The following is a 13224-nucleotide window of genomic DNA, read 5'->3' as shown; positions in this document are numbered from 1 at the left end:
TCATGACCTTACGCGTGGCAATCATCGGTGCCGGCCCTTGCGGCATGGCGCAACTTCGAGCCTTCCAGTCGGCCCGTGACAAGGGCGCCGAGATCCCCGAGCTGGTGTGTTACGAGAAGCAAAACGATTGGGGCGGCATGTGGAACTACACCTGGCGCACCGGCCTGGATGAAAACGGCGAGCCGGTGCACGGCAGCATGTACCGCTACCTGTGGTCGAACGGGCCGAAAGAGTGCCTGGAGTTCGCCGACTACACCTTCGAAGAGCATTTTGGTCGCCCCATCGCCTCGTACCCGCCCCGTGAAGTGCTGTGGGACTACATCAAGGGCCGGGTCGAAAAAGCCGGAGTGCGCGACTACATCCGCTTCAACAATGCGGTGCGCCAAGTGACTTTCGATGAGGCCAGCCAGCGCTTTACCGTGCAGGCCCACGACTACAACAGCGACACATTGACCAGCGAGCAGTACGACTACGTGATCAACGCCTGCGGGCACTTTTCTACGCCCAAGGTCCCGTACTTCGAAGGCTTCGAGCAATTCGCCGGGCGTATCCTGCACGCCCATGATTTTCGCGAAGCGCTGGAGTTCAAGGGCAAGGACCTGCTGATTGTCGGCAGCAGCTACTCGGCCGAAGACATCGGTTCGCAATGCTACAAATACGGGGCACGGAGCATCACCAGTTGCTACCGCACCGCGCCCATGGGCTATGCCTGGCCGGACAACTGGGAAGAAAAACCGCAGCTGCAACGCCTGGAAAACAACCGCGCCTGGTTTGCCGATGGCAGCAGCAAGCACATCGACGCGGTGATTCTGTGCACCGGCTACAAGCATCATTTCCCGTTCCTGCCTGACGAATTGAGCCTCAAGACCGACAACCGCTTGTGGCCGATGAACCTCTACAAGGGCGTGTTCTGGGAACCCAACCCGCGCCTGATCTACCTCGGCATGCAAGACCAGTGGTACTCGTTCAACATGTTCGACGCCCAGGCCTGGTACGCCCGCGACGTGATTCTGGGGCGCATCCAGTTGCCCGACCCGGCTCAAAGGGCCGCCGACAGCCAGCAATGGCAGGCCCGTGAACAAGCCCTGGAAACCAACCAGCAGATGTTCGAATTCCAGGGCGCGTACATCCAGGAACTGGTCGACGCCACCGACTACCCGAACTTCGACATCGCGGCGGTCAATCAAACCTTCCTGCACTGGAAGCATGACAAAGCCGAAAACATCATGGGCTATCGCGACAAGTCGTACCGCTCTCTGATGACCGGCACCCAATCGCCGCCCCACCACACGCCGTGGCTGCATGCGCTGGACGACTCCATGGCGGCGTATCTGGGCGAGCCGCCCACCACCATCAAGTCGGTCGGCTGACCCGGGAGCCTGTTGATGAATGCACCGCGCATTTCCCGACCCCACGAACCCGGATTGTTTGCCCGGGCGCCCAATCTGGAGCGCTATCGGGTCGCGGCAGGCGGTCTGACCCTGATCGCCATGCAACCCGGTGACAGCCTGCAAGTGATCGACCTTGAAGGCCAGCAGTCGTGTGAGCTGCTGGCGCTCAATGCGCAAGGCGCCAGCGCGTTAAGTGATTGGGGGCTGAGCGCATCGGCCGCCAACACTTACCTGCGCACCCGTCTGAGCGAGCCCACGCTGCAAGCCCGACGGATCACTCAAGCCCTGGGCAAACGCGCCATTGAGGCTAACAACCTGCCGCACCCGGCCCTGCTCTGGGGCACCGACAGCCCGGCCGGGCACCAGCAGCAATGGGTTGCCGAGGCTGAACGGCTGGTGCTCATCGCCGCCCCCGCCGAACCCACCGCGGTTGACCGCCAGTACCGGCCCAGCGAACTGCGGGTGCTGGTGACACGGGCCAATCCCTCGGCCCTGCTGCTGCCCGCGCTGCCCGAGCCGTTGGCTGAACTGGTCGACGAATTCACCCTGCGCCCCGGCACGGCGCACAGCTACACCGTCGCCAAGGGCCAGTACGTGCAGGTACTGGATGTGGCTGGCCGGCAATGCTCTGACTTTGTCGCGCTGGACCGCCGGGCGCTGGATCGCGGCCTGGAGCTGGACCTCGACCAGACCGTGACGCGCACCCTGAACGGCAGCGCTTACCCGCTGCCCGGCCTGTTTTCGAAGTTTTTCGACCGCCAGATGCAACCGATGCTCGACGTGGTGCAAGACACCGTTGGCCGCCACGACTCCTTCGCCCTGGCTTGCGCGGCACGCTACTACGAAACCCATGGCTATTTTGGGCACGACAACTGCAGCGACAACCTGAGCCGGGTACTCGCCGCGCATGGCGTACAACCCCGCGCCGGTTGGCCGGCGATCAATTTCTTCTTTAACACCGGGATCGACGCGCACCAGCACCTGACCCTCGACGAGCCCTGGTCACGTCCCGGCGATTACGTGCTGCTGCGGGCCATGACCGACCTGGTGTGTGGCAGCACGTCCTGCCCGGACGACATCGACCCGGCAAACGGCTGGAACCCGACGGACATTCATGTCCGCATCTACAGCGAAAAGGAGCGTTTTTCCATCGCCATGAGCACTCGAGCAACGGCGGATGCCGACCCGATCCTGACCCGCGAAAGCGCATTCCACGGGCGTACCCGCGCCCTCACCAGCAGTTTTGTCGACTACCGCAACTGGTGGCTGCCACTGCGCTACGACGGCTACGGCGCCATCGAGGAATACCTCGGCTGCCGCGAACGGGTGGCGGTGATGGACCTCACCGCCCTGCGCAAATTCGAAATCCTCGGGCCGGACGCCGAAGCCTTGTTGCAGCACTGCCTGACCCGCGACGTGCGGCGCCTGGCAATCGGCCAGGTGGTGTATTCGGCCATGTGCCATGAACACGGCGGCATGCTCGACGACGGCACGCTGCTGCGGCTGGGCCAGGACAATTTTCGCTGGATCTGCGGCGAGGACTACGCCGGCGTCTGGTTGCGTGAACAAGCACTAAAACTGGGCATGAAAGTCTGGATCAAGTCCGCCAGCGAGCAGATTCACAACCTCGCCGTACAAGGTCCGCGCAGCCGCGAGCTGCTGCAACAGATGGTCTGGACCCCGCCCGGCCAGCCAAGCGTTGAAACCCTGGGCTGGTTCCGCTTTTTGGTGGGTCGCCTGGACGGTTACGACGGCTGCCCGCTGATGATTTCGCGCACCGGCTACACCGGCGAACTGGGCTTTGAGGTCTGGTGCCAGCCCGAAGATGCCGAGCGCGTCTGGGACCGGATCTGGGCGTTGGGCCAACCCTTGGGCATCGTCCCGTTGGGCCTGGAAGCACTGGACATGCTGCGCATCGAAGCCGGTCTGATTTTTGCCGGGTATGAGTTCAGCGATCAGACCGATCCATTTGAAGCCGGGATCGGTTTTTCAGTGCCGCTTAAAAGCAAAACCGATGACTTTATCGGCCGCGACGCCCTGCTGCGCCGCAGCGCCCACCCCGCGCACAAGCTGGTGGGCCTGCACCTGAGCGGCAACGAAGGCGCACACCACGGCGACCCGGTCTACCGTGGCCGGGCCCAGGTCGGGGTAGTCACCAGCGCCTGCCGCTCACCGCTGCTGGGCAGCAACATTGCTTTGTGCCGGGTGGATGTGGCGTGCAGCGAAGCCGGTACTGAGCTGGAAGTTGGAAAAGTCGATGGCCTGCAGAAGCGCATCAGCGCCACGGTCAGCGCAGCGATCTTCTATGACCCGGACAAGAGCCGGGTGCGTAGCTGATCGACGAACGTCACCCCACTTTGCCTGCCCCACTACCACGCAAAACAGACATGGGATCAAGAAGATGGAAGCGACTACGTTCGAGGCCGTACCGCAGTCCGCCCGTTCAGTGGGCAGCCTGCAGCGAAAAATCGATTGGCGAGGGGCGTTTTGGGTCGCCAGCGGCGTGCCGGCGCTGGTGCTGTTCACCATCGGCGCCATTGCCGCAACGGTGGGCAAGCCGGCCTGGATTGTGTGGATCGTGTCGATCCTGTTCGGGTTTATCCAGGCCTTCACTTACGCCGAAATTGCCGGATTGTTCCCGCATAAATCCGGCGGTGCTTCGGTGTATGGCGCCGTGGCCTGGGTGCGCTACAGCAAGCTGATTGCCCCGGTGTCGGTGTGGTGCAACTGGCTGGCCTGGTCGCCGGTGCTGTCCATCGGCTCGGGGCTGGCCGCAGGCTACATCCTGACGGCGCTGTTTCCGGCCGACTCGCTGATCAACACCTGGCAACTGACCCTGCTCGATCTGGGCTGGGTCAAAAGCGGGCTGTCGTTGCGCATCAACGCCACCTTCGCCATCGGCCTGTTGATTCTGCTGACGGTGTTTGCCGTGCAGCACGGCGGCATCCTGCGCTCGGCACGCCTGACCCTGGTGCTGGGCATGACTTCGCTGATTCCGCTGCTGCTGGTCGGCGTAGTGCCGCTGTTTACCGGCGACACCCTGCAGGCCAATTTCTTCCCGCTCTACCCGCTGGCCCACGATGCAGCCGGGCAAGTGGTCGACGGTAGCTGGAACATGTCCGGCTGGACCCTGATGGCGGGCGGGCTGTTCATGGCCGCCTGGTCAACTTACGGTTTCGAAACGGCAGTGTGCTACACCCGTGAATTCAAGGACCCGAAACGCGACACTTTCAAGGCGATTTTTTACGCGGGCGTGCTGTGTATCTTCGTCTTCACCCTGGTCCCGCTGGCGTTTCAGGGCAGCCTCGGGCTGGGCCAACTGGTGACACCGGCGGTGCTCGATGCCAGCGGTGCGGTGGTTACCCCGGCGGTCTACAGCGGTCTGTTGTCCCCTGCCATCTACAGCGGCATGGGCGTCGGCCAAGTGATGGCCGACAGCATCGGTGGCGGCAAGCTGGTGGCCAACATCGTGCTGATCATGCTGGTGCTCGCCACTTTGCTGGCGATCATGACCTCCATGTCGGGCTCGTCGCGCACCCTGTACCAAGCGTCGGTAGACGGCTGGCTGCCCAAATACCTGGGTCGCACCAATGAACATGGGGCGCCGACAGCGGCCATGTGGACCGACTTGGGTTTCAACCTGCTGTTGTTATTGATGTCGGACTACGTGTTCGTGCTGGCGGCGTCCAACGTCAGCTACATCATCTTTAACTTCCTCAACCTCAATGCCGGCTGGATCCACCGCATGGACCGCCCGGACTGGGCCCGCCCGTACAAGGCGCCCACCCTGCTGCTGGCCGCCGGTGGCGTGCTGAGTTTCGTCAACCTGGCCTGCATGGGCCTGGGCGCCGACATTTGGGGCGCGGGCACACTGCTGACCGGGCTGCTACTGGCGCTGCTGATCCTGCCGGTGTTTTGCTTCCGCCATTACCTGCAGGACAAAGGGCGCTTCCCCGAAGCCATGCTCAACGACCTCTATATCGAGGCCGACTCGGGGCAAAAACGCGCGGGCTGGTTGCCCTACGCCACGTTGATCGCGGGTGTGCTCGTGGTCTATGGCTGCCATCAACTGGCGGTGATCTGACGTTTACGGCTGAAGCATCGGGGCACGTCCCTGATGCTCCAGCCCCTTTTAAACCTCAAGACAACGGTGATTCGATTGAACCCTTCAGCCCAGACACACGCCCGCATCATCGACGGCAAAGCGCTGTCGGCGCAGGTCCTCGACGAGGTTCGCGAAGACGTCCGCGCCCTCGCCGCGCAACAGATTTACCCGGCGTTGGCGGTCCTGCTGATCGGCCAGGACCCGGCCAGCGAAGTCTACGTGCGCAACAAACTGCTGCGGGCCAAAGACGTCGGCATCCGCTCACTGGAGCACCGCCTGCCCGACAACGTCAGCCAGCAGCAGGTGCTGCAACTGATCCAGCGCCTCAACGCCGACCCGGGCGTGAACGGCATTCTGGTGCAACTGCCATTGCCTGCGCACATCAATGAACAAGCGGTGATACAGGCCATTGCGCCGATCAAGGACGTGGACGGGTTTCATCGTGAAAACGTCGGCGGGCTGGTGCAAGGCGACGAGGTCCTCACACCTTGCACACCCAGCGGATGCATGCGCCTGCTGCACGAAACCCTCGGTGACCTGAGCGGCCTGCACGCCGTGGTGGTGGGTCGCTCCAACATCGTCGGCAAGCCCATGGCGACCTTGCTGTTGCAGGCTAATTGCAGCGTCAGCGTGGTGCATTCGCGCAGCGTCGATGCTGCGGCGCTGTGCCGTCTGGCGGATATCGTGGTCGCGGCCGTGGGCAGGCCGCAGATGATCGATGCCCGCTGGCTCAAGCCGGGCGCAGTGGTGATTGATGTCGGCATCAACCGCATCGACACCAGCAGCGGGCCCCGACTGGTGGGCGACGTGGATTTTGAGAGCGCGAGTCGCGTTGCCAGCGCCATCACCCCGGTGCCGGGCGGTGTGGGGCCGATGACGATTGCCTATCTACTGAAAAACACCCTGATCGCCAGTGAACTGCAACGCGCAGAGCGCCCGATCAGCTACCCGGCTGTCGGCTGAAACACTCATTTGTAGCCGCTGCCGAAGGCTGCGATCGGCGACACAGTCGTCGTAAATCAGCCAACGCGCTCATCCAGACAGATTCGGGCCACAGGTTTCGCGATCGCTGCGCAATCGATCGCAGCCTCGCGGTGCTCGTCAGCGACTACAACCCCGTGGGAGCCGCCTCTTATCACCCCGGTCGTTTAAATAAAGGGGTTTGTGGCGAAAAGGAGTACCCTGCCGTCCGGCTTTTACTTTCCACCCCAGGACCCTCTATGTTTCCCAACGCTGAACGCTATAACCCTTCCACTGAATACGCCAACAAGCTGGTAGACCGCATCGGCCAGACCCCGGCCTGGATTGCCCAGCGCATCGGTGTCACAGAAAAACGCATGCGCTACATTCTCGCCGGTTCGCGCACGATCAAAGGCGATACTACCGAGATCCTGATGAGTTACGCCGAGCAGTTTTGTCTGGAAAGTCTGGCCGCTGAAGCCAAAGCCGCGAAAGACCGTGCCCGTTCCAAAGCCGCGACGCCTGCCAGCGACGCTTAAAACAACCCCATCTGCCCGCCCACCAGCGCGCTGAAGTCATCGTCGACAAACACCAGAATCGCATCGGCCACGGGCTGCAATTGCCGGGTCAGGTAGTGATCGTAGTCGACCTCGGCGGTGCGGTTTTCCAGCGGCTGCGGACCCGCCACAGTGATGACGTAGCTGATATAGCCGCCATTCTGGTATTGCCGGGGTCGGCCTTGCTGGTCGTTATATTCGTCTGCCAGCCGCGCCGCGCGCACGTGCGGCGGGACGTTGCGCTCGTAGTCGCTCAACGGCCGGCGCAAGCGTTTGCGGTAGATCAGCCATTCGTCATGCTGGCCCGCCAGGGTGCGCTGCACAAAATCGCGCACATAATCCTGATACGGCTGGCGGTTGAAGATGCGCAGGTACAACGCCTGCTGAAATTGTTGCGCCAGCGGCGACCAGTCGCTGCGTACGGCTTCAAGGCCCTTGTAGACCATTTCTGCCTGCCCCTCAGGGCGCATCACCAGCCCGGCATAGCGTTTTTTGCTGCCCTCTTCGGCCCCGCGAATGGTCGGCATCAAGAACCGGCTGTAGTGCGTTTCGAATTGCAGTTCCAGCGCACTGACCAGCCCGTACTCATCACGCACATGGGTTTGCCACCATTGGTTGACGTGCTGCACCAGTTCACGGCCGATGCGTGCGGCATCGGCTTCGCTGTGTTCGCTGCGCAGCCAGACAAAGGTCGAATCGGTGTCACCGTAGATCACGCTGTAACCTTGCGCTTCGATCAGGGCGCGGGTCTTGAGCATGATTTCATGGCCACGCAGGGTGATTGACGACGCCAGCCGGGTGTCGAAAAAGCGGCAGCCACTGGAGCCCAGCACCCCATAAAACGAGTTCATTATGATTTTCAGCGCTTGTGACAGCGGTGCGTTTTTCTCGCGTTTGGCCACTTCCCGGCCATTGGCTATCTGCTCGATGATCGCGGGTAAACAATGCCGCGTACGGGAGAAACGCGCGCCACGAAAGCCCGGAACCGAGTGTTCATCGTCAGGCTCTCGCAGCCCTTCGATCAGCCCCAGCGGGTCGATCAAGAACGTGCGGATGATCGACGGATACAGGCTCTTGTAGTCTAGCACCAGCACCGACTCATACAACCCCGGCTGCGACTCCATGACAAAGCCGCCGGGGCTGGCCTGCGGCGGGTTATCGCCAAGGTTCGGGGCAACATAGCCCTGGCGGTGCATCAGCGGCATATATAAGTGGTAAAACGCTGCCACCGAACCACCGCTGCGGTCGGCTTCCAGCCCGGTGACCGAGGCACGTTCCAACAAAAAGGTCAGCAGCTCGGTCTTGTGGAAGATGCGCGTCACCAGCTCGCAGTCCTTGAGGTTGTAGCGCGCCAGAGCGGGCTTGTCCTCGGCAAACATGCGGTTGATTTCGTCCATGCGCTGGTATGGGGTGCTGATGTCTTTGCCTTCACCCAACAAGGTTTGCGCGACGTTTTCCAGGCTGAACGAGGTAAACGACCAGGTCGCCGAACGCAGCGATTCGATACCGTCGATGATCAAGCGCCCCGCCGCGCTGGCGAAGTAATGATTGTTGCGCGAGCCGTGCTCACGCCACTGCATTTCGCTGCCCCCACGCCCCAACAGCAACGGGATGCCCAGGCGTCGGGCATGCTCGTGCAATATGCGCATATCGAATTGCACTACGTTCCAGCCAATGATCGCGTCAGGATCGTGCAGCGCCATCCAGTGGTTCAGGCGCAGCAACAGGTCGCCACGGGTCGCGCAAAACTCAAGATCGAAATCCACCGGTGTGTCGGCGTCCGTCGCCTTGCCCAGCATGTACACCTGGCGCTGACCACAACCTTCGAGGGCAATCGAATACAGGTCGCCCTGGGCGCTGGTTTCAATGTCCAGCGAGACCAGTTTTAAACGCGGCCGATAATCCGGGTGCGGTTTCATCCGCGTATCCAGCAGCGGGCCATCCGTTTGGGTCTGACCGCTAAAGCTCACCGGGGCGGTGATAAAACGCTCCATCAAATAGCGTTCAGGTGGCCGAATATCGGCCTCGAACACCTCAACCCCGGCGCGGCGCAGGCGCTGGGCGATGTCGATCAATTGCCCATGCTGCTGGCTGTAAAGGCCCAGCACCGGCCGCGAGTGGAAGTCGCGCAGGGCCAGCTCACGCAACTCGATATTGCGCTCATCCTGCACCAGCGCTTCGACCTGAGCACGTTGCGCCTGCGGCACAAACGCGACAGACGTCTGCACCGGCAGGCGCACGTGCTGCGGCCCCTCATCGGTGGCCAGCCAGAACTCCACTTCAACCCCTGACGGCGTATCACGCCAATGCCGGGTCAGTACAAAGCCATGTCTCAGCACAACAAGGTGCGCCTTACAAACACGTGGCAACCATGGCCAAACGGCGCAACGCAGCGCTGTCGTTTGGCTGCTTGGCGTAATAGCTCAAGGCGGTGCCGGTGCCCTGCGGCTGCAGGTCGACAAACGACTCGGCGCCACGGGTATAAACCGTCAAACGACCGGGTTTGTCTTTGTCGATATAGGCACTGGCGTCCACCCCGAATACACCCTCGTCTTCCCAGGTGAACTTGATGCACTCGGCCACCTTCGGCGCCTCTTTGTCAGAGATCAGGGTCCGCGTGGGGGCCTGGTTGCGGGCTTCATTCATCGCCGGTGAGACACACCCCGCCAGCAAGGCCAGGCCTACAGCGCCAATCAGCATTCGCATTGAATATCCCCTCAAAAAAAGTCGCCCACGATAGCACGCGGGTACAACGGATTCATTGACTGACAGCCAAGCCACAACACATACGATGACTTGATAGCATTTTTTAAAACCGTGCGTTTATCTACGGGCTCACGCGGACGTAAAAAAGGCGATCCGCTTATAGAAATCACCGTTTCCAGGTCTTTTTATAACTGATTGGTTTGATTGAGGCATTGCGAGGTGAAAACTCAAGTCATATGATGTCTGTCAACTTGATTCGCCCAGCCCTGACTCTAATTCTAATAAGGACCCTGCCATGACTGCCGAACACCCTCATCACGCCAGCAAAACGCCCGTGGTCACCAGCCTCCAGGTCATCCCGGTGGCCGGCCACGACAGCATGCTGCTCAACCTCAGCGGTGCCCACGGGCCTTTCTTTACCCGCAACATCGTGATCCTCAAGGACAGCAGTGGCAATGTCGGCGTGGGTGAGGTGCCGGGCGGTGAACGCATTCGGGAAACCCTGGAGGACGCCCGCAGTCTTGTGGTCGGCCAGGCCATCGGCAACTACCAGCGGGTGCTCAACAGCATGCGCAGCACCTTCGCCGCCCGTGATGCTGGTGGCCGTGGCCTGCAAACCTTTGACCTGCGCATCACCATTCACGCCGTGACGGCCATGGAGTCTGCCCTGCTCGATCTGCTTGGCCAGTTCCTTGAGGTGCCGGTGGCGGCTTTGCTCGGCGAAGGCCAGCAGCGGGATGCGGTGAAGATGCTCGGCTACCTGTTTTATATCGGCGACCGCCAGCAAACCGATCTGGGATACCGCACTGAAGACCGCGCCGATGACTGGTTTCGCCTGCGCAATGAACACGCCATGACCCCCGAGGCCGTGGTACGACTGGCTGAAGCCGCGCAGGCCAAATATGGCTTTAACGACTTCAAGCTCAAGGGCGGCGTGCAGCGCGGCGCTGAAGAAATCGAAGCCGTAACCGCCCTGGCCGAGCGCTTCCCCAACGCACGTATCACCCTGGACCCCAATGGCGCGTGGTCGCTCAAGGAAGCCATCGCCCTGTGCCGCGACCAGCATAAAGTGCTGGCCTATGCCGAAGACCCGTGCGGCGCCGAAAACGGCTTTTCCGGGCGCGAAGTGATGGCCGAGTTCCGCCGCGCCACCGGCCTGCCGACCGCCACCAACATGATCGCCACCGACTGGCGCGAAATGGGCCATGCGATCCAGTTGCAATCGGTCGACATCCCGCTGGCCGACCCGCATTTCTGGACCATGCAAGGCTCGGTGCGGGTCGCGCAAATGTGCCACGAATGGGGCCTGACCTGGGGCTCGCACTCCAACAACCACTTTGATATTTCGCTGGCCATGTTCACCCAGGTCGCTGCCGCCGCGCCCGGCGAGATCACCGCCATTGATACCCACTGGATCTGGCAGGACGGCCAGCACCTGACCCGCGACCCGCTGCAGATCATTGACGGGGAGATCCAGGTGCCGGCCAGACCCGGCCTGGGCGTGGACATCGACATGGACGCCGTGGCCAAGGCCCACGAGCTGTACAAAGGCATGGGTCTCGGCGCACGGGACGACAGCATCGCCATGCAATACATGATTCCCGGCTGGAAATTCGATAACAAAAAACCGTGTCTGGTGCGCTGAGCCGCGCTGCACGCACGCCTAATGAGTAAGGATTGAACACATGTCGACAGTTGCAGGCCACAACTTTATCGCCGGTCGCCGCAGCGCCACAGGCACCACCCTCCTTCAAAGCCTTGATGCGACCACGGGCGAAGCTCTGCCTTATCACTTTTATCAAGCTACCGCCGAAGAAGTCGACCTCGCCGCCCAGGCCGCCGATGAAGCTTTTGCGAGCTTCCGCCAACTGAGCCCCGAGCGCCGCGCCGAATTCCTCGACGCCGTCGCCGATGAAATCGACCAGTTGGGTGACGATTTTGTCGCGCTGGTCTGCCGCGAAACTGCGCTGCCGGCCGGGCGCATTCAAGGGGAGCGTGGCCGCACTAGCGGGCAGATGCGCCTGTTTGCCAAGGTGTTGCGTCGTGGTGACTTTTTAGGCGCACGCATTGACTTGCCGCTGCCGGATCGTAAGCCGCTGCCCCGCGTAGATCTGCGCCAATACCGGATTGGTGTAGGGCCGATTGCGGTGTTCGGCGCGAGCAACTTTCCGCTGGCGTTTTCAACGGCGGGTGGCGATACCGCCGCGGCCTTTGCCGCAGGCTGCCCGGTAGTGTTCAAGGCCCACAGCGGGCACATGGCAACGGCTGATCAGGTCGGTTGCGCGATTATCCGCGCCGCCGAAAAAACCGGCATGCCCGAAGGCGTGTTCAACATGATTTTTGGCGCAGGCGTCGGCGAGCCGCTGGTCAAGCACCCCGCTATCCAGGCCGTGGGCTTTACCGGGTCGCTGCATGGCGGCAATGCCCTGAGCAAAATGGCCGCCGAGCGCGAACAGCCGATCCCGGTGTTTGCCGAGATGTCGAGCATCAACCCGGTCATCCTCCTGCCTCAAGCCCTGGCCGCACGCGCGGCAAGCATCGCCAAAGACCTGGCCGCTTCGGTGACCTTGGGCGGCGGCCAGTTCTGCACCAACCCGGGCCTGGTCATCGGTGTGCGCTCACCTGAATTCACCGCATTTGTGCAACAACTGACCCAACACATGAGCGAACAGGCGCCGCACACCTTGCTCAATGCCGGTGGCCTGCGCAATTACGCCAAGGGCGTCGAGCAGTTGCTCAACCACGCGGGCATCAGCCATCTGGCGGGTCATGACCAGAGCGGCACGCAAGCGCAGCCACAACTATTCAAGGCCGATGTCAGCCTGCTGCTGGACAAGGACCCGTTGCTGCAAGAAGAAGTGTTTGGCCCGGCGACCTTGATCATCGAAGTGGCTGATGACGCGCAGTTAAAAGAGGCCTTGCTGGCCTTGCGCGGGCAACTGACTGCCACCCTGATTGGCGAACCGGGCGACCTGCAGCACTATCAGTGGCTGGTGCCGATCCTTGAACAAAAGGTCGGGCGTATTCTGGTCAACGGCTACCCGACCGGCGTCGAAGTGTGCGATGCCATGGTCCACGGCGGCCCTTACCCGGCCACTTCGGATGCTCGCGGCACGTCGGTGGGTTCGCTGGCGATTGATCGCTTCCTGCGCCCGGTGTGCTACCAGAACTACCCGGACGCCCTGCTTCCCGCAGCGTTGCAAAACAGCAACCCGCTGGGCTTGCAGCGCTTGGTCAATGGCGAGTGGAGTGCGCGGGTGATCGATTAAAAGATCGTCACTCTGTAGGAGCGAGCTTGCCTCGCGATCTTTTGATCTTTTAAAGATCGCGAGGCAAGCTCGCTCCTACAGTTTTGATGTACAGGCCAAATTTCAGGCAAAAAAAAGCCCAAGTAGCTGATGGAAACTTGGGGCTTAAAAATGCATAAACCGTGGTAGGTGAACGCAGGGCGATAATACCCCAGTGTTACGACAGGTAACAAGAAATTTTGCGCGATTTTTCTCCG

General features: G+C 61.6%; 9 protein-coding genes. 7 read left to right on the top strand and 2 right to left on the bottom strand.

Going from position 1 to position 13224, the window contains the following annotated elements; translation table 11 throughout:
- Positions 1-2: 2 nt before the first annotated feature.
- From GHO32_RS11290 to GHO32_RS11270, 5 genes are all read left to right on the top strand, one after another.
- On the top strand, positions 3-1370 hold the full coding sequence (locus GHO32_RS11290; protein ID WP_153336938.1) for an NAD(P)-binding domain-containing protein: 1368 nt from the start codon (positions 3-5) through the stop codon (positions 1368-1370).
- Positions 1371-1385: 15 nt separating this feature from the next.
- On the top strand, positions 1386-3728 hold the full coding sequence (locus GHO32_RS11285; RefSeq protein WP_153338221.1) for a DUF1989 domain-containing protein: 2343 nt from the start codon (positions 1386-1388) through the stop codon (positions 3726-3728).
- Positions 3729-3792: 64 nt separating this feature from the next.
- A complete protein-coding gene (locus GHO32_RS11280; protein ID WP_048369132.1) occupies positions 3793-5475 on the top strand; it encodes an APC family permease in 1683 nt (560 codons plus the stop codon).
- A gap of 33 nt (positions 5476-5508) precedes the next feature.
- Positions 5509-6459, top strand: coding sequence for a bifunctional methylenetetrahydrofolate dehydrogenase/methenyltetrahydrofolate cyclohydrolase FolD (folD, locus tag GHO32_RS11275; RefSeq protein WP_153336456.1), 951 nt, complete (start codon positions 5509-5511; stop codon positions 6457-6459).
- Positions 6460-6716: 257 nt separating this feature from the next.
- Complete coding sequence (locus GHO32_RS11270) at positions 6717-6995, top strand: hypothetical protein (RefSeq protein WP_153336457.1); 279 nt, start codon at positions 6717-6719, stop codon at positions 6993-6995.
- Here GHO32_RS11270 and GHO32_RS11265 read toward each other — a convergent pair.
- Both GHO32_RS11265 and GHO32_RS11260 read right to left on the bottom strand, forming a co-directional pair.
- Entirely contained in the window at positions 6992-9352 is a 2361-nt protein-coding gene (locus GHO32_RS11265; RefSeq protein WP_371924532.1) for a DNA polymerase II, read from the bottom strand. The two genes, GHO32_RS11270 and GHO32_RS11265, sit on opposite strands and share 4 nt — an antisense overlap.
- Before the next feature lie 13 nt (positions 9353-9365).
- A complete protein-coding gene (locus tag GHO32_RS11260; RefSeq protein ID WP_153336459.1) occupies positions 9366-9719 on the bottom strand; it encodes a hypothetical protein in 354 nt (117 codons plus the stop codon).
- 295 nt (positions 9720-10014) lie between these two features.
- Here GHO32_RS11260 and gudD point away from each other — a divergent pair, with 295 nt between their 5' ends.
- Positions 10015-11364, top strand: coding sequence for a glucarate dehydratase (gene gudD, locus GHO32_RS11255; protein WP_153336460.1), 1350 nt, complete (start codon positions 10015-10017; stop codon positions 11362-11364).
- Between the two features lie 40 nt (positions 11365-11404).
- Complete coding sequence (locus GHO32_RS11250; protein WP_153336461.1) at positions 11405-12988, top strand: aldehyde dehydrogenase (NADP(+)); 1584 nt, start codon at positions 11405-11407, stop codon at positions 12986-12988.
- Positions 12989-13224 lie beyond the last annotated feature (236 nt).

The organism is Pseudomonas sp. FSL R10-2189, from assembly GCF_009600325.1.
Taxonomy (GTDB): Bacteria; Pseudomonadota; Gammaproteobacteria; order Pseudomonadales; family Pseudomonadaceae; genus Aquipseudomonas; species Aquipseudomonas helleri.
Note: the sequence above shows the minus strand (reverse complement) of the source record. Positions and strands in the feature narration are given on the sequence as shown.